Origin of the sequence: Companilactobacillus musae (genome assembly GCF_003967595.1) — a bacterium.
Taxonomy (GTDB): Bacteria; Bacillota; Bacilli; order Lactobacillales; family Lactobacillaceae; genus Companilactobacillus; species Companilactobacillus musae.
Genome location: NZ_BIFW01000001.1, coordinates 382,566 through 403,847 on the forward strand (window position 1 = coordinate 382,566; position 21,282 = coordinate 403,847).

At 32.7% G+C, this 21,282-nt stretch carries 24 protein-coding genes and 1 pseudogene; 6 read left to right on the forward strand and 19 right to left on the reverse strand.

What is annotated here, in order from left to right; translation table 11 throughout:
- Positions 1 to 471 precede the first annotated feature (471 nt).
- From LAB100_RS01845 to fabZ, 13 genes are all read right to left on the reverse strand, one after another.
- Positions 472 to 723 (reverse strand): acyl carrier protein, encoded by a 252-nt coding sequence (locus LAB100_RS01845; protein ID WP_119326217.1) that lies wholly within the window; start codon positions 721 to 723, stop codon positions 472 to 474.
- 32 nt (positions 724 to 755) lie between these two features.
- Entirely contained in the window at positions 756 to 1,211 is a 456-nt protein-coding gene (locus LAB100_RS01850; RefSeq protein ID WP_119326383.1) for a MarR family winged helix-turn-helix transcriptional regulator, read from the reverse strand.
- A gap of 142 nt (positions 1,212 to 1,353) precedes the next feature.
- Positions 1,354 to 2,112 carry an enoyl-ACP reductase FabI gene (gene fabI / locus LAB100_RS01855; RefSeq protein WP_119326216.1) on the reverse strand — a complete coding sequence of 253 codons (759 nt, stop codon included), beginning with the start codon at positions 2,110 to 2,112 and terminating at the stop codon, positions 1,354 to 1,356.
- A 35-nt stretch (positions 2,113 to 2,147) separates the two neighbouring features.
- Positions 2,148 to 2,918, reverse strand: coding sequence for a carboxyltransferase subunit alpha (gene accA / locus LAB100_RS01860; protein WP_119326381.1), 771 nt, complete (start codon positions 2,916 to 2,918; stop codon positions 2,148 to 2,150).
- A gap of 1 nt (position 2,919) precedes the next feature.
- Positions 2,920 to 3,702 (reverse strand): acetyl-CoA carboxylase carboxyltransferase subunit beta, encoded by a 783-nt coding sequence (locus tag LAB100_RS01865; protein ID WP_119326382.1) that lies wholly within the window; start codon positions 3,700 to 3,702, stop codon positions 2,920 to 2,922.
- 34 nt (positions 3,703 to 3,736) lie between these two features.
- Positions 3,737 to 5,113: an acetyl-CoA carboxylase biotin carboxylase subunit gene (locus LAB100_RS01870; RefSeq protein ID WP_119326380.1), complete on the reverse strand. Its 1,377-nt coding sequence runs from the start codon at positions 5,111 to 5,113 to the stop codon at positions 3,737 to 3,739.
- A gap of 9 nt (positions 5,114 to 5,122) precedes the next feature.
- On the reverse strand, positions 5,123 to 5,542 hold the full coding sequence (locus tag LAB100_RS01875; RefSeq protein WP_119326215.1) for a 3-hydroxyacyl-ACP dehydratase FabZ family protein: 420 nt from the start codon (positions 5,540 to 5,542) through the stop codon (positions 5,123 to 5,125).
- Positions 5,532 to 5,981 carry an acetyl-CoA carboxylase biotin carboxyl carrier protein gene (locus LAB100_RS01880; protein WP_119326214.1) on the reverse strand — a complete coding sequence of 150 codons (450 nt, stop codon included), beginning with the start codon at positions 5,979 to 5,981 and terminating at the stop codon, positions 5,532 to 5,534. Before LAB100_RS01880 ends, LAB100_RS01875 begins: the two co-directional genes overlap by 11 nt.
- Positions 5,982 to 5,986: 5 nt before the next feature.
- A complete protein-coding gene (gene fabF, locus LAB100_RS01885; protein ID WP_119326213.1) occupies positions 5,987 to 7,213 on the reverse strand; it encodes a beta-ketoacyl-ACP synthase II in 1,227 nt (408 codons plus the stop codon).
- 74 nt (positions 7,214 to 7,287) lie between these two features.
- Complete coding sequence (locus LAB100_RS01890) at positions 7,288 to 8,016, reverse strand: 3-oxoacyl-ACP reductase family protein (RefSeq protein ID WP_119326212.1); 729 nt, start codon at positions 8,014 to 8,016, stop codon at positions 7,288 to 7,290.
- Positions 8,013 to 8,921 (reverse strand): ACP S-malonyltransferase, encoded by a 909-nt coding sequence (locus tag LAB100_RS01895; RefSeq protein ID WP_119326211.1) that lies wholly within the window; start codon positions 8,919 to 8,921, stop codon positions 8,013 to 8,015. Before LAB100_RS01895 ends, LAB100_RS01890 begins: the two co-directional genes overlap by 4 nt.
- 50 nt (positions 8,922 to 8,971) lie before the next feature.
- Positions 8,972 to 9,955, reverse strand: coding sequence for a beta-ketoacyl-ACP synthase III (locus LAB100_RS01900; protein WP_119326210.1), 984 nt, complete (start codon positions 9,953 to 9,955; stop codon positions 8,972 to 8,974).
- 20 nt (positions 9,956 to 9,975) lie between these two features.
- Positions 9,976 to 10,422: a 3-hydroxyacyl-ACP dehydratase FabZ gene (fabZ, locus tag LAB100_RS01905; protein ID WP_119326209.1), complete on the reverse strand. Its 447-nt coding sequence runs from the start codon at positions 10,420 to 10,422 to the stop codon at positions 9,976 to 9,978.
- Between the two features lie 360 nt (positions 10,423 to 10,782).
- On the opposite strand from fabZ, the gene LAB100_RS01910 reads away from it, so the two are divergent.
- Positions 10,783 to 11,340 (forward strand): biotin transporter BioY, encoded by a 558-nt coding sequence (locus LAB100_RS01910; RefSeq protein WP_281273965.1) that lies wholly within the window; start codon positions 10,783 to 10,785, stop codon positions 11,338 to 11,340.
- A gap of 14 nt (positions 11,341 to 11,354) precedes the next feature.
- Positions 11,355 to 12,113, forward strand: coding sequence for a biotin--[acetyl-CoA-carboxylase] ligase (locus LAB100_RS01915; RefSeq protein ID WP_119326208.1), 759 nt, complete (start codon positions 11,355 to 11,357; stop codon positions 12,111 to 12,113).
- Positions 12,114 to 12,460: 347 nt separating this feature from the next.
- Here the strand turns inward: LAB100_RS01915 and LAB100_RS11785 are convergent.
- Positions 12,461 to 12,709 (reverse strand): annotated as a pseudogene (locus tag LAB100_RS11785) (IS3 family transposase); the annotation flags it as partial.
- Positions 12,710 to 12,933: 224 nt separating this feature from the next.
- On the opposite strand from LAB100_RS11785, the gene LAB100_RS01925 reads away from it, so the two are divergent.
- On the forward strand, positions 12,934 to 13,413 hold the full coding sequence (locus tag LAB100_RS01925) for a DMT family transporter (protein WP_119326206.1): 480 nt from the start codon (positions 12,934 to 12,936) through the stop codon (positions 13,411 to 13,413).
- On the forward strand, positions 13,410 to 13,850 hold the full coding sequence (locus LAB100_RS01930) for a DMT family transporter (RefSeq protein ID WP_119326205.1): 441 nt from the start codon (positions 13,410 to 13,412) through the stop codon (positions 13,848 to 13,850). Before LAB100_RS01925 ends, LAB100_RS01930 begins: the two co-directional genes overlap by 4 nt.
- 58 nt (positions 13,851 to 13,908) lie before the next feature.
- Here the strand turns inward: LAB100_RS01930 and LAB100_RS01935 are convergent, their stop codons facing one another.
- A complete protein-coding gene (locus LAB100_RS01935; RefSeq protein ID WP_126322014.1) occupies positions 13,909 to 14,196 on the reverse strand; it encodes a hypothetical protein in 288 nt (95 codons plus the stop codon).
- A gap of 171 nt (positions 14,197 to 14,367) precedes the next feature.
- On the opposite strand from LAB100_RS01935, the gene LAB100_RS01940 reads away from it, so the two are divergent.
- Positions 14,368 to 15,075, forward strand: a complete 708-nt coding sequence (locus LAB100_RS01940; RefSeq protein WP_119326203.1) for a B3/B4 domain-containing protein — start codon at positions 14,368 to 14,370, stop codon at positions 15,073 to 15,075.
- A 60-nt stretch (positions 15,076 to 15,135) separates the two neighbouring features.
- Here the strand turns inward: LAB100_RS01940 and LAB100_RS01945 are convergent, their stop codons facing one another.
- A complete protein-coding gene (locus tag LAB100_RS01945) occupies positions 15,136 to 15,978 on the reverse strand; it encodes a metallophosphoesterase family protein (RefSeq protein ID WP_119326202.1) in 843 nt (280 codons plus the stop codon).
- A 159-nt stretch (positions 15,979 to 16,137) separates the two neighbouring features.
- Positions 16,138 to 18,336 carry a Tex family protein gene (locus LAB100_RS01950; protein WP_119326201.1) on the reverse strand — a complete coding sequence of 733 codons (2,199 nt, stop codon included), beginning with the start codon at positions 18,334 to 18,336 and terminating at the stop codon, positions 16,138 to 16,140.
- A 165-nt stretch (positions 18,337 to 18,501) separates the two neighbouring features.
- On the opposite strand from LAB100_RS01950, the gene LAB100_RS01955 reads away from it, so the two are divergent.
- A complete protein-coding gene (locus tag LAB100_RS01955) occupies positions 18,502 to 19,035 on the forward strand; it encodes a GNAT family N-acetyltransferase (protein WP_119326200.1) in 534 nt (177 codons plus the stop codon).
- Between the two features lie 56 nt (positions 19,036 to 19,091).
- Here LAB100_RS01955 and LAB100_RS01960 read toward each other — a convergent pair whose 3' ends face one another.
- Together LAB100_RS01960 and LAB100_RS01965 are read right to left on the reverse strand one after the other, a co-directional pair.
- On the reverse strand, positions 19,092 to 20,378 hold the full coding sequence (locus LAB100_RS01960) for an MFS transporter (RefSeq protein ID WP_371851198.1): 1,287 nt from the start codon (positions 20,376 to 20,378) through the stop codon (positions 19,092 to 19,094).
- A 262-nt stretch (positions 20,379 to 20,640) separates the two neighbouring features.
- Positions 20,641 to 20,940, reverse strand: coding sequence for an ArsR/SmtB family transcription factor (locus LAB100_RS01965; protein ID WP_119326198.1), 300 nt, complete (start codon positions 20,938 to 20,940; stop codon positions 20,641 to 20,643).
- Positions 20,941 to 21,282 lie beyond the last annotated feature (342 nt).

A 21,282-nucleotide genomic window follows, 5' to 3' on the forward strand; every position in this document is an offset into this window, starting at 1 on the left:
CCCGTCAATCCACTTTTAATCTACAATCAATTTCTTTTATCAGTGAATTATTGAACAGTATTGTCTTCTTTATACATTATACATTGAATCTATAGATGAGATTTACAGTGAAATTCTATATTCAGAAAATTTAATGTTAGATCCCTAGAAAAGTTTAGTATGACCATTTACTTTAACCAGAAGTTAACTCTGCTTTAATATTTTGTCCTATTCCTTGTGTCCTACAAGAATAAATATAATTAGAGTAAAACTACGATAACAATGGTAAATTCACTGGCCGACTTGTTGAATCAGGTAGTAAATAGGCTATGGGACATCGTGCTATCAATCCGTTAACTGGTATTAAAATATATCATATTGGTACAAATACTCGGCTCTAAGAAAATCAAGTTTCATTAAACTAAATAAATTATAATAAAACCTCTCAATCCGAATGTAGATTCAAACTAAGAGGTTTTTATATATTACGTATTATTTATTAGAAAGAATTTGATAAATATATTCAGTCAATCCTCCGATTGTATCGATTCCCTGATCAGAATCTGTATCAATTTCAATATCATACTTATCTTCCACAACATCTATAAGTTCAAATACATCTAAACTATCAAGATCCAAATCTTTTTTTAAATTAGTGCTTTCCTTTACTTTACTACCATCGATATTTTGACGATCGACTAAAATATTTTTCAAATCTGTAAAAATTTCTTCTTTTGTTTTCATGTTTATTACACTCCATTTATTAAATTAATATTTCACTTTGAGTACTTCTCAGCTTCCTTAACAAAGCCTTGCAAATTAATCATTGCTCTCTTTATAAGATGTACTTCATCATCATCAAATCCTGACAAAAAGCTTGCAACTAACTTCTTGTGAAAGGCATCGTGAGCTCTATAAAGCAGCTTACCCTTTCTTGTTAACTTTAAATTCGTAATTCGTCGGTCTTTCTTATTCTGTATTCTATTAAGATATCCTTTTCTTTCAAGAATATTGAGATTAATCGTAAGGGTTCCTTTGCTTAAATTTAAAAGCCTAGCGACTTCAGATATTGACTTATTAGATCCCAATCCAATCGCATGTATTAAATGCAATTCTTTTACGGTAATATCGCTAAACTGACTCTTTTTTATTGATTTCTCCTCTATACGCATTATGTTATCGTAAACATCAACTAACGCATTATTAATAAACCGCTGATCTTCTTTATTCATGCTCACCAATAAAATATCTCCCTAAAAAAATTTGAAATGATTCACTTAATAATAATTTTACTTGAGAAAAAATTTTAGTCAATTAATGTTAATCAAACAGACCGTATCGTATAAAGAGGAAACAGGTTATATTAAACCTTTTTTAAATAAGATGAACTCCCTTATCAACGTAAATAACATCTCCTGTAATACCTGAAGATAGATCGCTCATAAGAAATGCCGCCGCATCACCTATTTCTTTGGTCGTCACGCTCTTCTTATCAACGGTTCTCATCCTTGACTCTTTTAGCAATGCCTCATGATTCTTAATACCTGTAACCGCTAGTGTTTTAACAGCACCCGCAGATATTGCATTAACTCTAATTCCTTTCATTCCCAGTTCCTCAGCTAAATATCTCACATTTGCCTCTAATGCTGCTTTTGCGACTCCCATAACGTTGTAGTTGGGTATCGCTCTGCTTGATCCAAAATAAGTCAAAGTCATTATACTTGACGAGTCACTAAGAATAGGTTGAGCATATTTAGCAACTGGTATTAATGAATAAGAACTAATACTTTGTGCCAATTCATATCCTTCTCTAGTGATATTAATTAGCCCATCTTTTAAAGATTGCTTATCAGCATAAGCAATAGCATGAATAATTCCATCTATTTTTCCATACTTTTCGCCAATATTTTTAAATAAATTAAAAATATTTTCGTCTTTAGAAACATCACACTCAAAAATATCTATTTCTTTGGGTATAAATCGCTTGATGCTTTTCATAATTCTGTCATTTTGATAAGTAGCAATAACTTTGCCACCTTGAGCAAGAATTTCCTGTGCGCATCCCCAAGCTATACTTCGCTCATTAGTTATACCCATTATCACTATTAGCTTATCTTTTAAAAAACCGTCCATTTTTTTTACTTCCTTTTGTATAATTAAAATTTTAATTAAAATTTTCTAAATCTACTTTTTCGATTTTCTATAAGTTTATCAATCGATAATTTTTTCAAATTTAAAAATTCCTCTATTATAAATTCCTTTAGTTCTTTTAAATCATCTGAATTTTTATAATCTGGAAGTATTTTGTCAATTATTCCATCCTTTAGAAGTTTTTCGGGAGTTAGGTTAAGCGCTTCGGCCGCCTCAGCCACTTTTGAGGAATCCTTCCAGATAATGCTTGCATAACCTTCCGGAGAAACAACAGAATAAAAACTATTTTCAAACATAAATACTCGATCACCACTAGCCAAAGCCAGAGCTCCCCCACTACCGCCCTCACCGACGATAATACTCATATAGGGAACGCGAATTCTTAAGCCCTGAATTATACATTGAGAAATTGCAGCCCCCTGACCATGATATTCCGATTCAATATCTGGCCAAGCACCCGGGGTATTTATCAAAGCAAGGATAGGACGATTAAATTTTTCAGCTTGTTTCATCAACCTCAATGCTTTGCGATAACCTTCAGGTCTTGCACTTCCAAAATTATATTCAATATTTTGCTCAAGGTTGTTTCCCTTTTGAATGGCAATAATTGTAACTGGCATGTTACCTATTTTGCCTAGCCCGCCGATTAATGTCTTATCATCAGCTTCAATATTATCTCCATGTAATTCAAAAAAATCAGTTGTAATTTCTTGAATAATATCTTCAATTGAAATCTTTTCCTTATCTCGTGCATTTCTAACCTTTTGGTAGGCGGATTCTTTCATGATTTTACCTCCCTTCATGTAAGAAAAGGATTCGTTTCAACACAGTGTTCAAATCAGATCTTTCAACAATTTGATCAATAAAACCATATTTCATGACTTTTTCTGCTTCTTGAAAATCTTCTGGAGTTTTTTCTCTAATCGTTTGCTCAATTACACGTTTGCCCGCAAAGCCGACTAATGAATGTGGCTCGGCAAGAGTTATATCTCCCTGCATTCCAAAACTGGCCGTAACTCCTCCCATAGTTGGGTTACACAGAACTACTATATATAACAACCCTGCCTTATCATGATCACTAACGGCCCCAGATACTTTTACCATTTGCATTAAGGCGTTCATTCCTTCTTGCATTCGTGCTCCTCCAGAAGCAGTAAACATAACAACCGGCATTTTGTTTTTAGTAGCATATTCAAACATTCTAGTGATCTTCTCACCTGTTGCTTTTCCTAAACTACCCATAATCCAAAAGGGGTCCATTATACCGGCCATAATTTGAATATTTCCTAAAGTTGCTTTTCCCGTTAGTACACTTTCATTCATATTTGTTATTTTTTTAGATTTTTCTATTTTTTTCACATATTCAGTTTTATTAAAATAGTATTCTGGAACAGTAATTTTAGCATCCATTTCACAAAAATCATCAAATATCAAATCAGCTCTCTCTTTGGCTGTAATTCTAAATCCGTAACCACATTTGGGACATACTTTATATTTACCAATATTTGAAGCCAAAAGTACATTTTTACAAAATGGACATTTTTTTATTAAGCCATCTGGTATTAAAGACATTCTTTTTGATAAAATATTTTCTCTAATTTGTTTTTCATTTGGGTTTATCGTTATACTCACCTCTCCAATGATTCATATTTTTTTCAATAAAATTGGTATCAAAATTACCACTTTTAAATTCATTAGTGTTCACTAAGAATTTCAGAAATTCGCGATTTGTTTTTATACCATCAATTGTTATCTCTTTTAAAACTCTGGTCATCTTATTTATTGCATCGGCCTTATTATTCAAACAGACAACAATCTTTGCTACCATCGAATCATAATATGGTGGTACAACACTTCCCTGTATGATGCCTGAATCTACCCTGACTCCTAAAGTTCCAGTTGGAAAAAAAAGTTTTTTAATACTTCCAGGCTGAGGACTAAAATTTTTCTCCACGTCTTCCGCATTTAATCGACATTCTAAAGAGTATCCCTTAATTAATACATCCTTCTGTTTAATAGGTAGGACTTCACCATCGGCAATCATTATTTGCATTTTTATTAATTCAAATCCAGTAATGGACTCAGTTACCGTATATTCAACTTGAATTCTGGTATTCATCTCTATGAAATAAAAATTATGATCTCTGTCCATTAAAAATTCATAAGTACCAGTATTAACGTAACTGATTTCTTTAGTTGCTTGACTAACGATTTTTCCTAAGGAAGCTCGTTCTTCTGGTGAAACCATCAGACATGGACTCTCTTCAATTACTTTTTGATGATTACGTTGAATGGAACAGTCCCGTTCAGGAAGATATACTATATTTCCATAATTATCAGCAAGAACCTGCATTTCAATATGCTTAGCATTACAGATGAGCTTTTCTATATAGATCTCATCATTATTATAGGAAGCTATGGATTCTTGTTGAGCTTCATAAAAGGCACTCTCTAAATCCTCCAAACAATCTACCTTACGTATTCCCTTTCCACCGCCGCCCATAGCTGACTTTAATAGGACTGGGAAACCAATTTTTTTTGCTATTTGTTTAGCTTCTAGTTTAGATGTAACTGCCCCGTCACTGCCTGGTATAACTGGAACTCCTATATCACTCATTTTTTTTCTAGCTTTTGATTTATCCCCCATCAAAGAAATAGTTTTATATTTAGGACCAATAAACTTCAGGGAACATTCTTCACACAATTTTGCAAATTCTGCATTTTCAGATAAAAAACCATACCCTGGATGAACCGCATCACAACCAGTTAAATTGGCGACGTTGATTATTCCTATCATATTTAAGTACGATTCGTCTGAAGAACTTTTACCTATACATACTGTTTCATCGGCTAACTTAACAAACAAACTATCCTTATCTGCTTCAGAATAAATTGCGACAGCCGTAATACCCATATCGTGTACTGCTCTAATAATTTGTACTGCAATTTCTCCACGATTAGCAACTAATATTTTTTTTAACATTATGCTCATTTATCTTTCAATAACAAAAATCAAATCTGCTTTACAGACCACAACGTTATTCTTTAATATAATTCCATTACCTAAACCCATTTTGCCTTTAACTTTCTTCATTTCGACAGTTATATTTAAAATATCTCCTGGAACAATATCTTCAAAATATATTGCTTTTCTAATTCCGCCAAAAAAAACATTTAACTCCTCTCCTTCATGTAGAGAAAGAATAGCTCCAACTCCTGTCTGAGCCATCATTTCAATAACAAATGGACGAGGTACAATCAAATTATTTTTATCATTTTGACTAAAAAACCATTCGTTTATGGAAATCAATTTAACCGCCGATGCCCTAACACCTGCTTCAATACGAACGAATTTGTCGATGAATTCAAATGGATAACGTTGTGGTATGAGATTGTCTAATTCAGTTATCATTAAGATCTCCCTTTGTAATCTTGAAAATAGGTTGATTGAATTCAACCATCGAACAATCATCAACTAATACATCTTCAATAAAACCTGATGTATCACTTTTTATTTCATTAAACATTTTCATAGCCTCTACCACGCAAATTACTTCATCTTTTTTTACATAGTCTCCTATTTTTTTAAAAGGTTTTTCATCTGGGCTAGGCGAAAGATAAAGTACACCTACTAGTGGAGACCTTATAATATCTAAATTATCATCAACTTTAACTTCTTTTGGAGAATCATTGTTTGTAACAGCATTAACTTCCGTCTTTTTTAATTGACTACTATTATTGATACTTGTTTTATTAAATTCCAAACTAAAATTATCCTGAGAAAATTTCAAAGTCTCTACTGATAAAGAATCAAATTTAACTAATAATTTTTCAATATCCTTTTCATCCATATCAATTACACACCTCTAAAGATGATCACTGCATTGTGACCTCCAAATCCAAACGAATTACTCATAACATAATTTATTTCTGCTTTTTTATTGTCTTCATTAACTAATTCAATATTGCACTCATCATCTTGTTGCATCAAACCAACATTAACAGGCATCTGATTATTTTTAATCGATAGTATTGAAGCAACAGCTTCAATAGCACCTGCTGCCCCCAACGCATGACCTGTCATTCCCTTTGTACTGCTTACTTTTAAATGATTGTTATTGACAAATACCTTATTAATTGCTTTAGATTCGGCTGAATCATTGGCGGCGGTACTCGTCCCATGAGCATTTATATAATCAATATCTTTCTCACTAATCTCTGCTTCTGCAATAGCCTGGACCATTGCTCTAGCAGCACCCTCACCATCAGGATTTGGAGCCGTCATATGATAAGCATCACTGGTAGTTCCGTATCCAACTACTTCAGCCAATATTTTAGCTCCGCGATTTTTAGCATGTTTATAATCTTCTAGAACAATTGTTGCGGCACCTTCGCCAAGAACAAAGCCAGTTCTATTCTTATCAAAAGGAATTGAGGCTTTTAAGGGATCCTTTTCTCTTGATAACGCCGTTAATGAGGCAAAACCTGAGATTCCCATTTCATTAATAGACGCTTCTGTACCTCCCGCAATTAAAGCAGTGGCCTTTCCCTGCTTAATATATTCATATGCGTCTCCAATAGCATTTGTACCTGAAGAGCATGCTGTTACTATTCCCTGACTAGTATTTTTAGCATTAAAGGCAATGGATATGTTTCCAGCGGCCATATTAATAATTGAATTGGGTACAAACAAAGGCGAAACTCTTTTAACGCCTTTATCATACATTTTAATAACTTGGTTTTGGATAGTGGTCAATCCACCAATACCAGAACCATAAATTACACCTAATTCTTCTGGTTGAATATTTGTTTCATTTAAACCAGACATTTCCATAGCTTCTTTGGCACTATATAGAGCGTAGCTACAAAATAAATCATTTCTTTTAGCAAATTTTCTATCTAATCTAATTAAAGGATCAAATTCCTTTACCTCACCAGCCACGGTTATACCCGTTTTTGACGCATCGAATTTCGTTATTTTACTAATACCATTTTTTGATGCGAAAAGGTTTTTCATAAAATTGTCAATATCATTTCCAATTGGTGAGACAATTCCCATACCTGTTACGACAACCCTATTCATATTAAATTCTCCTTGGTGTTAAATATATAGCTATTAAAATTTCGTTCTTTAATCTATATGTTTAAATTTAATTTCTATATTGTTAGACCTCCGTCTACAGTAATTACTTGACCAGTAATATAATTATTTTCAATCAAATAACTTATTGTATCGGCTATTTCTTCAGGTTTACCAAATCTTCCTAATGGGATTTGATTAATAAATTCATTTTGTCGTTGTTCAGACATTTTATGTACCATATCTGTATCTATCATTCCAGGAGCAATAGCATTACACCTTATACCTCTGATTGCCCCCTCTTTAGCTGTAGTTTTAGTTAATCCCACTATTCCAGCTTTACTTGCCGAATAATTTCCTTGTCCAATATTACCGTGTAAACCAGAAATACTTGAGATATTAATGATATTTCCAGATCTTTGTTTCTGCATACACTTAATGACTAATTTGGTCATATTAAAAGTACCAATCAAATTAACTTTTAAAACATCTTCAAATTCATCCAAACTCATCCTAAATATTAATTTGTCTTTAGTAATTCCTGCATTATTAATTAACACATCGATATGCCCATACATATTGATAATATTTTCTACGATTCTCTTTGCATCATTTTCATTGGACACATCACCTTCAAAACCATTAGAAATTATCCCTTGTTTTTCTAATTCTTTGGCTTCTTTTTCTTCTAAGGGAGTATGGGTATTTATGATAACTTTCATTTCTTTTGATGAAAGTTTCTTTGCAGCTGCCAAGCCAATACCCTTTGCCCCACCAGTTATAAGTACAATTTTTTTGGACATCATTTGTTTAAACTCCTTTTTAATTCATTCAATGTTTCCATATCATCAACGTGAAAAACATTCTTTTGACCTGACCTTTTAGCTAATTTCATTAAGGTATCTCCGGGCCCTATTTCAACAAAAGTGTCACATCCTGAATTAACAAGATAGTTTAAATCGTCCTCAAAATGAGTAGGACTAACCAATTGTTTTACTAAGGTTTCTTTTACTTCATAAGTATCGAACGGCTTAACTGTGGTGTTACTAATAACTGGAAAATCAAATTCGTGAAACTTTATTGATTCTATCCTTCTTTTCAATAAAGTCGCCGCTTCCTCCATAAAAGGCGTATGCGAGATCACGTTAACTTTTAAAGGAAAAATTCTTTTGATTCCATGATTTTTAAGATAGTCCGTTGCTCTCTCTATTCCCGTAAAAGATCCACCAATTACAATCTGTGATTTCAAATTATAATTAGCAATATAAACGGTTCCTTCTTTTGATGCGTATTTTATTGCATCTTCGATCATATCAATATCACAGTTAACAATTGCTACCATTTTTCCTGGATGTTTTTTCTCACTTTGAAACATATATTGACTTCTATCCCTAACAAGCTTCAATCCATTTTCAAAATCCAAACTACTTGCCGAAACAAGAGCACTATACTCACCTAGGCTAAGCCCAGTTGCAATGGATGGAGTTAATTCAAGTTCATGTTTGAAAATTTGGAAAATTCCATAACTCATTGTCAAAATAGAAGTTTGAACATTTTGGGGATCATCAAATACTGTAGCTTTACTCATATCAAGACCTAAAACTTTAGAAGATCTATCGACAACTTGACGATAAATCGATTTATTTTCATATAAATCCTGACCCATATTTTTAAATTGACTACCCTGACCACTAAATAGAAAACCAATCATTTTATTAAAGTCCTTTACTATAAAATTTATTTTAATAAACACAAGATCAACTAATATTTGATAATCACCGTGCCAATTGATAGCCCACCGCCAAAACCTGAAAAAACTATTTTATCTCCTCTATCAATTACCTTACTATTAACAAATTGATCAAATAGAATAGCCTCACTAGCTGCAGCCGTATTTCCGTATTCTCCGATATTGATTAAAAATTTGTCTTCAGAAATTCCCATCTTTTCGGATATTCTCTTAATAATTCTTTCATTAGCCTGATGTAATAGAAAAAAATCAATATCATTAGTACACAGATTTGCTCGTTTTAATGCGCCATTGATGGATTTAGGTACTTCTTCAATTGCAAAATTATAAACTTTTCGTCCATTCATCTTAAAAAATGGTGATTCAATTTTTTGAGTAGAGAATGGTGCTGGTTGGCCAGTATAACCAGCTACTATATAATTTCCATAATTACCCAAGGTCTTTAAATCTTCTGCAATAAATGTACTATTCTCACTTATGCAAGTATTACTAATCAGAATTCCTCCGGCTCCATCACCAAAAAGAACTGCAGTAGACCTGTCATTCCAATCTACTAACTTACTTAAATTTTCTCCGCCTATAAGAATGGCATTTTTTTTATAATTATTAATTAATAATTGTCTAACCAAATGAATTCCATATGCAAAACCAGAACAAGCAGTGTTAATGTCAATTGCAATAGCATTTTTTGCTTTTATATTTCCTTGCACCATCGAACTAACCGATGGAGTCAAATAATCAGGCGACATTGTAGCAACTACTATTAAATCAATATCATCTGCTGTTAAACTACTTTTCAGTAAAAGTTGGTTGGCAACCTTAGTACAAAGCACACTTGTTGTTTCTGTAGTAACAACATGTCTTCTATTTATACCTGTACGTTTAACTATCCATTCATCGGTCGTGTCTAGTATACTTGTAAGTTCTTTATTGGTTACGGTTCTTTCGGGAACATAACTGGCTGTTGATATTATTTTAAAATCTTCAAATTTCATCAAATATTACTCCAGCAAATTTAAATTTTATTTTTAACATCAGAAACTATAAACGATAGGATAGCAGAGCAAGCAATTTGATCATCGACAATTGCTTTACAGTTAACCTTACCCATATTCATTCTCTGTTTTTCCATTATTACCTGAAGCTTTAAAACATCTCCAGGGCGGACTACTTTTCTAAATTTGGCATTATCAATAGAACCAAGATAAGCCGTTTTACCACGATATTTCTCTGTTTTTAAAATCAAAATAGATGCTGCCTGGGCAAGCGATTCTATTATTAGCACACCTGGCATTACAGGATTTCTCGGAAAATGCCCTCTAAAGAATTCCTCATTAATTGTCACATTTTTTGTACACGTTATAGACTGTCCGTCCTCTAAACTGTCAACCTTATCTATAAAAAGTATCGGATACCTGTTTGGAATTAATTCCATAATTTCAGATGCATTTAATAAACTCATTAAGTCATTCCTTTCGAATAAGGCAGTCATTCTACGCATTAAATAGTTTGGACATCAAACCATTTAATACAATTAACCGTCAGAAATAATATAAAACATCAATAAAAATTTGAAACCAAGTTAACTTAATTTCATAAAAAGCATAATATATCATTTTAGTTTGAATATCAAACCATTTTGCATATTAACTCTCTAAAAATTAAAAAACTTAGTAATATCTTCAAAATAAAAGCATTCTCTGTTTCATGAAAAATATAATATAACATTTTAGTTTGAATATCAAACCATTCTTTGATTTAATTATTAATGTTTTAAATTTAAAAAGTTATTATTGAAATCTTAGAAGAGGTATAAATTAAATTGAACAATCTAAAAATTGAAGGTCTTGTTATGGCATCGGCCATGACCGCAATTCTTATTATTTTGGGCCTATTTCCCCCAATTACACTTGGGTTGATTCCGGTTCCAATTGTTCTACAAAATATTGGAATTATGATCTCTGGCGAACTTTTAGGGCCGAGGTATGGGACCATTTCTGTAATAATATTTTACTTATTGATTATTTTAGGGATACCTGTTCTTTCCGGATCTCGTGGTGGAATTATTGTTTTTTTAGGACCGACTTGCGGCTATCTAATAGCTTGGATTTTGACACCCATTTTTATAGGTTACTCTGTTAAATATTTTAATAAAAGAAATAAAAATTTTTGGTGGAAAGAATTTTTAATAGTATGTATATTTGGAATCTTAAATTCATATCTCGTTGGTTCATTAATATTATCCTATCAATCACACACACCATTTATTACTATTTTTATTTCAAATTTATTTTTTGTTCCTAATGATTTAATAAAAGCGATATTATCTACCTTAATTGCTCGTCGATTAAGAAAGCATACACATATATTTATCATTTAAAGGGGAAAATAAATATGAATTCTTATAACAGAAACAAAATTACCAATAATATTCATTATTTTAAAAGGATTGACTCTACCCAAGAACTTGCCAAAAGAATTTTAAAAAAAAAATCATTGAAAACTCCCTTAACCTTGGTGGCAGATGAACAAACTAAAGGACATGGTCGTCACGGACGGGACTTTTATTCCCCACCTACAACTGGACTTTACTTTAGTATCATTTTGCCAAACTGGAAAAAAAATTTATCAAAAAATGAACTATTAACAATTGATATAGCAGTCGTTATATCTAAAGTTTTAGAAAATTTTTTTCCTGATAAAAGTTTTAAATTAAAATGGGTTAATGATATATACTTAAAAGGATTCAAAGTTGCTGGCATTATTACCGACGTTTATCCTAATTCAAATGGCTCATTAAATCTTATTATTGGAGTCGGTATAAACTTATCTACAGCACAATTTCCTAATTATTTATCGTATAAGGCTATCGGTATTAATACAAAAAGCACTGTAGACCAGAACAAATTATTGATTCAAATCATTAAAAAAATAATTAAATATTATTATTCTAAAAAACATTTTTTAAACGATTACAGAAAACGTTCGTTAATACTTGGAAAAAATATTACTATCCAATTAGGAAACAAAACAATAGAAAGCATAGCTCAAAAAATTGAAAATAATGGTTATCTCACAGTCAAGGAAAAAAATGGAAATTTAAAAACGTTTTCTGCAGGGGAAATAATACGAGTAAGATTGAATGAACATTGAACAAAAAAATTAGGTATGGTAATATCAATCATATTGAAGTGTAATAAAAAAGTTAGACATTTTTATAGGTTTTAAAAAATCATGGATTGTTCTCTGTATTCTACGGGTGACAATCCATTTTTTTAAAGAAGTACGTTTATTGTTGTATCAATTGATATATTTAGAGACTAAGTTCTTTAATTCGGTTAGGTTAACCGATTACTTATAAAGACATTCTCTTTTGAGTAGATTAAAAAAGCTCTATTGCCCTTTCAAGACATACTTTGTTTAATACCCATTGTTTTTAGGATATCTCGATAATATTTAAGTCGATACCCTCCATTTGTCTTTACGCAAACGTATTTGAGTTACATCTTTAATGGTTCTGTCTCAGTGAATTTCTGTTTGATTGTATTAGAAGCTACTTTTCCAAGGTTACCCTTATAGGAACAATGGCCAGATTTATGTTTTGAAAAAATAACTACTTTTAATTTAAGTTTTGTCATTAAATGCCGAATTGTTTCTGGAGAATTCTTGAATCCAAACTTGAGAGACTCCTTCCAAATTCGACGATAACCGTAGGTTGAATTTGAATCGTGATATGTTTTAACAATAAACTCTTTTAGTTGAGCGTATTTATCTGTTTTACTAAGGCTTGCATAATAAGTTGATCATAGAAAAACGATTTCTAGTTAAGTGCTACAAAATCCTAACACAGAAATCGCTTTTTTATTTTATTTGTATTAACTAATAGTTAATATCAAATTAACAATTTACTCAATTCTAAGGATCAGTCATTCACTGTAACATATCACCTATCAACAAACGGAGAAATTTTTATATGTTACTTTTTATTTTATTAGGTATTACAACAGGTGGATTTATTCCCTTACAAACTTCAATCAATTCTCAACTACGTAATCGAGTTAAAACACCATTTTTAGTTGGTACTATATTCTTAATCATTTTAAGTGTTTTAACAGGTTCGGGCATTCCTTTAATGAACGGTTCTCTATCTTCTATGCCTTGGTGGGGATACCTAGGTGGAATTATTGGTATGATCTGTCTAACGATTAACATCTTTTTATTTCCAATTTTAGGGAGTGTGCAGACAGTAATCATTCCTATGGTTGGACAAATTTTAATGAGCGTTATCATTGATAATTTCGGTTGGTTTTACGCTAAAACTAGTCCACTATCACTAACTAAACTATTAGGAATCATCTTAGTTATTGCAGGTATCATGATTACAATTGCTTTACCTTCTATACTGTCTAAAAAACTACTACTGTTAAATCTACTAATAAAAATCAGAAATTGATCTGGCAAATTATTGCTCTTTTTGATGGTTTTGCTTTCTCTATTGAATCAACAATCAATGGTCATGTCGGAATTGTTCTAAAATCACCTATCTACTCAGCCTTTTTAACTTTCTTAATTGCTTCAATCATTTTAATAGTAATTAATATTCTGCAAGGCAATTTCAAAAACATGAAGTTCATTGCTTCAGCACATACTCCTTGGTGGAACTTTTTAGGCGGTATCATCGGTGGAATAAATATTTTTATCAATGCTTTCTTAGTTCCACAAATTGGTATTGGCCTAGCCACTATCCTTGGATTATTGGGACAAATCATCATTAGTTTAGTTATTGATAATTGGGGCTTTCTTGGAGCAGAAATCAATAAAATTAATAAATTACAAATCTCAGGTATACTAACCATTATTCTTGGAATTGTTGCAATTGAATTAATTTAAAATAAAAAAAGTGAAATCGAGATTAATATTTCAAATCTCAATTTCACTTTTTTACTATTCAAGAATCTAACTTTTGATAGTCGGTAAACAAATGATTCAGTCTTACCCAAATTACCTGAAAATCATACAAATAAGGTCCAGCACTTCGGTGTTTTAAGAATACTCCCAAATCCCCATGTTTTTTAAGTGTTGCAACCAAATAACCAGTATCCCTATTCGAATCTTGAAAATCGGTCACATCAGTTACAGTTTCTTGTGGATTTTCTTTTAAAAAATTCTTAGTATCAATATTCACCAACTTCTTGCTAATTTCTCGGCTAGTTATTTCAGAATTAATTCTCCTCATAAGCTAATCATAGAAAGTAAATAGATACATTTGTACCAGCAATCTCATATAATCAAATATCACTTTTTTAATTTATCAGCATAATTTAACTAGCAATAGCTATACAATAGCTATATACCAACCCAAGACTATATCCTATAATGAAGTTAAATAGATAGTGGAGGGGTTTTAATGCAAAAAATTATTATTGATCAAGAATTCTGGGATCTTTTCCCCGATGTTGAAATTGCGGTTATGACAGCTCATAACGTTGATAATAACAATGCTAACGTTCCTGACGATTTGATTCAAAACGCTAATGAGATTGCCAAAAAGTGGGTTCCTGATGATCCTATCAGTGCCAATCCAGTCGTTAAAGCTTGGCGTGATGCTTATCGCAAATTCAAAACTAAAAAAGGTGCTCGTAATGCTGTTGAGAACTTGTTAAAACGGGCAAAGAACAACAAAGGTGTTGGCAATATCAATCCAGTAGTTGATACTTACAATTCAGTTTCTTTGGAATATGCCTTCCCTATTGCTGCTGAAGATTTAGACAAAATCGTTGGTGACGTTCACTTGACTGTTGCCAAAGGTGGTGAAAATTTCACTCCTATTGGTGAGGATGAACCTGAAGAAGCCCTTGCTGGTGAAGTAGTTTATCGTGATGAAAAAGATATTATTTCTCGTTGCTGGGCTTGGCGTGACAGTGCTCGAGTAGCTGATACGGATTCTACCAAAAATCTACTTTTCTATATGGAAAATATCCAACCAGATCGAAAAGATGACCATGTCGCTGCTGCTAAAGCACTTGAAACTAGATTCCACGATTATTTGAATATTAATATCAATGATCTAACCTTTTTGAACAAAGATAACCGTGAATTTGTTTTTGCCAAATAATTAAATTAAAAACTAAAGGACATGACTTCGATAGTCATGTCCTTTTAATTTTGAATACATTTAGTCATTAGATTTCGGATTGAAAAAATCATTAATATCCTTTTGATAATTAAACTTCTTATTATACTTGTCTAACAATTCTTCATCATGCGTACTCGTATAACCAGTTTCCCGCAAATGTTTATATAGTTCTATATAAGGTAATTGCTTACTCTTAGCAAGTTTAATTTCTTCACTAATATCATAAGACACCTTGCGAAAATCAACCGAAAGATTACCGCCATCATCAACTGTCAAAATAGTATAACAAGCTCGTTGATCTGACATGAACTTTGGATAAGGACTATAAGGCTGCCCAATGGCACCAGGATTAATAATAAGTTGCCCTTCACTAGAAGTACGCATTACCTGTTGGTGAGTGTGTCCATACAAGACAACATCATGATCCTTTGCTAAATGGTCAAAGTTACTTTGGTTTTCAGCTGGAAATAAATCATGTCCCGTCGATCTGTCGGCTTGATTATGTGATAACCCAAAATCCAGCCCATTAACAACTATTTTAGTTGAAATTGGTCTTTTAAAGAGTTCTTGCAAATAGCTCTGCTTTAAATTAGAAATTAAATACACAGTTAATCTCGCAAAATAAACATTCGATTGATCATTTCGAACATTTTCACCTTTAACCACCCCATTAATTTCCTGTTCCCAATTTCCTTGCAACCAAACAGATGGATTCACATTATTAATGGCTTCATAAATTTCATTTGCTCCTGGACCAGGTAAAAATAAATCCCCCAGCAACCAATAATCTGTTGCTCCATTTCTCTTAGCATCTTCTAAAACTGCATTTAATGCCGTTATATTCCCATGTACATCCGAAAAAACCGCAATCTTTCGCAACATTTCTTAACCCACCTTTGAAATAAATCAATTAATGTTCCATACCCTTTTAGTATGAGTGTACTTATATATTACTCTGCTAGCCAAATTAAAAAAGATTAATCAAAATACTATAAAGCAAACCCCTTTAGACAATCGTTATCTAAAGGGATTTATTGTATATTATTTTTGATGATCTTTACGCATGGTCAATTGAATTCGATTACGTTCTTCATCAACACTAAGTACCCAAACGGTAACGATATCACCAATTGTCACAACGGTACTAGGATCACTGACGTACTTATCAGCCAATTGTGAAATATGAACCAATCCGTCCTGTTTAACACCAATATCAACGAATGCACCAAAATCTATGACATTTCTAACAGTTCCTTGAAGTTCCATCCCTGGCTTCAAGTCTGCCATAGTCAAAACATCTTGCCGTAATAATGGCGCCGGCATACTATCACGTAAATCACGACCAGGTTTACTTAATCCGGCAATAATATCAGATAAAGTTGATTGTCCAATATTTAATTGTTCAGCCCATTTATTTATATCTAAACTCTTTAATTCTTGCTGCAACTCAGGTGTACCAATTGAATCAGTCGTTGCATCAATGTCATTTAATAACTCTCTAGTTACTCCATAACTTTCTGGATGAATATCCGTATTGTCCAAAGGATCGCTACCGGCAATAATTCTCAAAAATCCGATTGACTGTTGATATGCTTTAGGCCCTAGACGAGGAACTGCTTTTAGATCCTGTCGTTTTGAATAAGCTCCATTCTCATTACGAAACTTAACGATATTTTTAGCTGTCGTAGCTGTCAATCCAGAAATATGTGTTAACAATTCTGGACTAGCTGTATTTAAATTAACTCCAACTTGATTAACCGCAGTTTCAACCACTCGATCCAATTGTTCATCTAATTCTTTTTCAGGTACATCATGTTGATACTGCCCCACTCCAATTGCTTTAGGATCAACCTTGATCAATTCTGCTAATGGATCTTGCAAACGACGACCGATACTAACAGCTGAACGTTCTTCAACGTGCAAATCTGCAAACTCTGCTCGAGCATTAGCACTGGCTGAATAAACTGAAGCTCCAGCTTCATTAACAATTACATAATAAACAGGATGATCTAAGGTTTTCAAAATATCACTAACAAATTCTTCAGATTCACGACTGGCTGTTCCATTACCAATTGCAATCATTTGGACATGATATTTTTCTAATAACTTTTTAAATTCAGGACCAGCCTCTGCTCGTTGTTTACTACTTGCTGGTTTATGGGGATAAATAACTTGCTTAGTCAAAAATCTTCCATTAGCATCCATGATTGCCAACTTACATCCAGTTCGATAGGCAGGATCAAATCCCATTACTACTTTCCCCTTCAAAGGAGCTTGCATTAAGAGATGATATAAATTATTTCCAAACACCTGAATAGCATGGTTATTAGCCTTATCAGATAGTTGTCGACGTAATTCTCTTTCAATTGAAGGACCAATAAAACGTTTATAAGCATCTTCAAACGCCGATTTAACTTTATCGACCGCTGGTCCTCTATGTTGTTTGATTAAATGAGAATTTCCGTAATGTAAAATTGCTGCTGAATCCACCGTGATTCCAACCGTTAAAATTTTCTCCCGTTCGCCACGATTTATTGCCAAGACACGATATGGTGGTATTTGTTTGATAGCTTGTTCAAAATCATAGTAAGTGGCATAAACTTGTTGTTCATCTTTATCCTCCGCTCCCCGCTTGACTTTGCTAGTCAACTTACCATTTTGCCACGTATAGCCACGAATCCATTCACGAAAATCAGCTCGTTCACTAAATATCTCAGCCAATATTTCATTAACTCCAGACCAAACAGACTCTAAATCTGGTAAATCTTTATCCTTAGAAATAAAGCCTTTTGCTTTAATATCAAGACCACGTTCGGGAAATGTTAATAGCCAATTTGCTAAAGGAGCTAAGCCAGCTTCACGAGCTATAGTAGCTTTAGTTCTTCTTTTTTGTTTATAAGGAAGATATAGATCTTCAACTTGTTGTAAAACTGTTGCTTGTTCCAATTGTTCTTTTAATTTAGGTGTTAACTTTCCTTGTTCTTGAATCAATTTCAAAACATCTTGACGACGTTGATTCAATTTCATCAAACGATGTGCTTCATCCTCAATATCTCTAATGGCAACTTCATCTAATGTCCCCGTTTTTTCCTTACGATAACGAGCAATAAAAGGAACCGTATTGCCCTCATCTAGAAGGGTCAATACCGCCTTAATCTGTTGAACACGATATTGATTCAATTGTTGGTGAACTGGTTGAGCCAGATCAACCATATTATTTTCTACTTGTTTTGTTGCCATATGGTCCTCCATTGTTGATTCCACTTGGATTAATTGCGTCTACAATTATAACATGGTCAATTTATAAATCTGCAAATCACCTTATCCAACCAAAAATGTTCTTCATACCCTACAAAAATAAAGTGATAAAATTAAATCATCTTACTTATATACGGGGGAATCATAATGAGTTCAATTTATATCAGACATGCACAAATATCAGATTTAGACGAAATAATGAAAATCATCAATCAAGCTAAAGCTATGCTGAAAGCCGATGACAGTCCTCAATGGCAAAGTGGTTATCCAAACACTGCAATCTTAAAAGACGACATCATGTCTCAACAATGTTGGTTATTAGTAGTTGATGGTAAAATTGCTGGTACTGCAACTTTAATTGTCGCTGACGATCCTAACTACCGTGAAATTACTGACGGTCAATGGGAAAATAATACCGAACCATATGCAACAATTCATCGTATTGCTATTAGTGGTAATTTTGCCGGCCAACACTTAGGTAAAATTTTTGTTTCCAATTTAATCAGTTATTCTTATCAAAACGGTATTCATAATTTCCGAATTGACACTCATCAACTGAATAAACGTATGCAACATCTTGCAACTAGTTCTGGATATGTTCACCGAGGAAAAATTTATGTCGATGAATCAGCCACTAATCATGAAGATAACGCACGTTTAGCTTATGAATTAAACTTATAATTATAAATAAAGAATTCCCACGTGACCATCAATTGTCATATGGGAATTCTTTATTTTTATTTATCATTTTTAAATCGTAAAGAGAATATTACCCCTAGCATTGATAATATTGCCGCACAAAACATTGCTGAGCGAAATCCATTTGTAAATGAACTAACATTACCAATACTGCCAAACCTAGAAAAAACAATTACCGATACCGTAGTTCCAACAGCACCACCCATTAAACGAAAAACATTATATATCCCAGAAGCTTTGCCAATAGCCACAGGTTCTACCGCTCCTAAAACAGCCTTTTGCAACGCTGGCCCTGCCATAGATAAGCCTACCCCGGCTAATACCAATGGAATCACTATTATAATATATGGACTTTGATTACTTACTAAAATAGCTATTAATAAATAACCCAAACCTTGTAATATCAAACTAATTGTCGAAATTATCTTTTCACCAAACTTATCTACTGCTTTACCAGCAAAAGGAGCAACTAATACTAATGTACCTGTCCATGGTAAAATCTCTAATCCGGCTACAAGTGAATTGGCATGATCGACTACTTGTAAAAACTGTGGTAGAAAGAAGACCACTCCATACATTGCTGCATATAGCAAAGATGTAGCTAAATTACCTCCGGTAAAAACACTTGATTTAAAATACTCCAATGGAATCATCGGATTGGATTCTTTACTCTGACGCCAGACAAACCAAACAATTAGTATTAAACTAATACCTCCAGTTAATATTGGAATTATTAAAGATTTGGTTGAGGTCGTTTCCGACAGTGACCAAATAATTCCTGCGGATGAAAGAACAATTAAAATTGAGTCCAGCATATTAACTTTGTCAATTTTTCCAGTGCTTTCGGGCAAGAACCTACTGGATAAATAAATAGCCACAATACCGATAGGAACATTAATCCAAAAAATCCATTGCCAAGCTAATTTAGCAACAATAAATCCTCCTAATGACGGACCAACAATCAATGCTAATCCACCTATTCCACTCCAAATTCCTAAGGCTTTACCACGTTTTGAAGTCGGAATTGCATGAGTTAATATTGCCATCGACATTGGTGTCATAACTGATGCACCAATACCTTCAATTACTCGAGCAATTATTAGAAATGTAATATTATCGGACAAGGCACAAAATACTGATCCTAGGGTAAAAATAAATATACCGATATTGTAAATTCTTCTTCGCCCAATTCTTTCCCCTAATGAAACTCCTACTAATAGCACTGCGCCTATCGTGATATTATAAGCATTCAATGCCCACTGTAATGTACCGACTGAAATATTAAAATCGGTTCTAATTGCTGTCGATGCTGTGGTTACAATCATCGAATCCATCATCGACATAAAGAATCAGAACCAAAATCCAAGTGGAATTATTCCTCTTTTCGTTAACTGCTGTGGTAGCTACCTTCATTATGAAACTCCTTCTCAGTTTTTTAAAAAATAGTTCAAATATTTTTGAACTATTTAACATTATCATTCACTAAAAATCAGCACAATACAAAATCAACAAAAAAAAGACGCATTAAAAGCGTCTTTTCAGGGAAATCCTATACTATCAATACATACAACATTTTATGACAAATAATTAAATATTCTGATAAAAATCAGTCACATATTTATCAAAAGTTTGTTTATTTAAAGTAACATATTTTTCTCGAGCTTCTCTTCTTGTATCGATCAAACCAGCCGCCTCTAATAATTTAAAATGATAAGATCCTGAGGTTTTACTAATATTAACTGCCTTCCCTACTTCACCACAGGCAATTTCATGACTGTGGTGCTTGAGATACTTAATAATCTCTAGACGTATCGGGTCCGCAAGAGCTTTAAAAACTTGTATTTGTTTATTACTGTCGTCTTGATTTTTCTGCTTACTATTTAACATACTGGATATTCTACTTTAAATTTGTTTTCAAATTCAAGATACATTTGTAAATTCAACAAAAAATTATTTACCATTTATCTAACTGAATCCTACTTTACCCATTTTGCCTTGGAATAGTCATTTATGATACGCTTTCATTACAATAATTATTATAGAAAGAAGGAAATATGAACAATCTAAAATCACGACTTACTTCTATATTGGTTTCAGTTATTATCTTCATTTTAATAATCATTCAATTATTAAGTAAAAGTGAAAATAATTTAATCTCTGATGCCATAATCTTAATCGCAGTAATCTCTTTCTTACAAATCTATCCTTGGTCACGGCAAGTAAATGCGA

Excerpts from the sequence above, each read along its gene's own strand:
- LAB100_RS01845 (WP_119326217.1), bottom strand. The coding sequence starts at position 723 with ATGAAAACAAAAGAAGAAATTTTTACAGATTTGAAAAATATTTTAGTC.
- LAB100_RS01850 (WP_119326383.1), bottom strand. The coding sequence starts at position 1,211 with ATGAATAAAGAAGATCAGCGGTTTATTAATAATGCGTTAGTTGATGTT.
- fabI (WP_119326216.1), bottom strand. The coding sequence starts at position 2,112 with ATGGACGGTTTTTTAAAAGATAAGCTAATAGTGATAATGGGTATAACT.
- LAB100_RS01865 (WP_119326382.1), bottom strand. The coding sequence starts at position 3,702 with ATGTCTTTAATACCAGATGGCTTAATAAAAAAATGTCCATTTTGTAAA.
- LAB100_RS01870 (WP_119326380.1), bottom strand. The coding sequence starts at position 5,113 with ATGTTAAAAAAAATATTAGTTGCTAATCGTGGAGAAATTGCAGTACAA.
- LAB100_RS01875 (WP_119326215.1), bottom strand. The coding sequence starts at position 5,542 with ATGATAACTGAATTAGACAATCTCATACCACAACGTTATCCATTTGAA.
- LAB100_RS01880 (WP_119326214.1), bottom strand. The coding sequence starts at position 5,981 with ATGGATGAAAAGGATATTGAAAAATTATTAGTTAAATTTGATTCTTTA.
- fabF (WP_119326213.1), bottom strand. The coding sequence starts at position 7,213 with ATGAATAGGGTTGTCGTAACAGGTATGGGAATTGTCTCACCAATTGGA.
- LAB100_RS01890 (WP_119326212.1), bottom strand. The coding sequence starts at position 8,016 with ATGATGTCCAAAAAAATTGTACTTATAACTGGTGGGGCAAAGGGTATT.
- LAB100_RS01895 (WP_119326211.1), bottom strand. The coding sequence starts at position 8,921 with ATGATTGGTTTTCTATTTAGTGGTCAGGGTAGTCAATTTAAAAATATG.
- LAB100_RS01900 (WP_119326210.1), bottom strand. The coding sequence starts at position 9,955 with ATGAAATTTGAAGATTTTAAAATAATATCAACAGCCAGTTATGTTCCC.
- fabZ (WP_119326209.1), bottom strand. The coding sequence starts at position 10,422 with ATGAGTTTATTAAATGCATCTGAAATTATGGAATTAATTCCAAACAGG.
- LAB100_RS01915 (WP_119326208.1), top strand. The coding sequence starts at position 11,355 with ATGAATTCTTATAACAGAAACAAAATTACCAATAATATTCATTATTTT.
- LAB100_RS01925 (WP_119326206.1), top strand. The coding sequence starts at position 12,934 with ATGTTACTTTTTATTTTATTAGGTATTACAACAGGTGGATTTATTCCC.
- LAB100_RS01935 (WP_126322014.1), bottom strand. The coding sequence starts at position 14,196 with ATGAGGAGAATTAATTCTGAAATAACTAGCCGAGAAATTAGCAAGAAG.
- LAB100_RS01940 (WP_119326203.1), top strand. The coding sequence starts at position 14,368 with ATGCAAAAAATTATTATTGATCAAGAATTCTGGGATCTTTTCCCCGAT.
- LAB100_RS01945 (WP_119326202.1), bottom strand. The coding sequence starts at position 15,978 with ATGTTGCGAAAGATTGCGGTTTTTTCGGATGTACATGGGAATATAACG.
- LAB100_RS01950 (WP_119326201.1), bottom strand. The coding sequence starts at position 18,336 with ATGGCAACAAAACAAGTAGAAAATAATATGGTTGATCTGGCTCAACCA.
- LAB100_RS01955 (WP_119326200.1), top strand. The coding sequence starts at position 18,502 with ATGAGTTCAATTTATATCAGACATGCACAAATATCAGATTTAGACGAA.
- LAB100_RS01960 (WP_371851198.1), bottom strand. The coding sequence starts at position 20,378 with ATGATTGTAACCACAGCATCGACAGCAATTAGAACCGATTTTAATATT.
- LAB100_RS01965 (WP_119326198.1), bottom strand. The coding sequence starts at position 20,940 with ATGTTAAATAGTAAGCAGAAAAATCAAGACGACAGTAATAAACAAATA.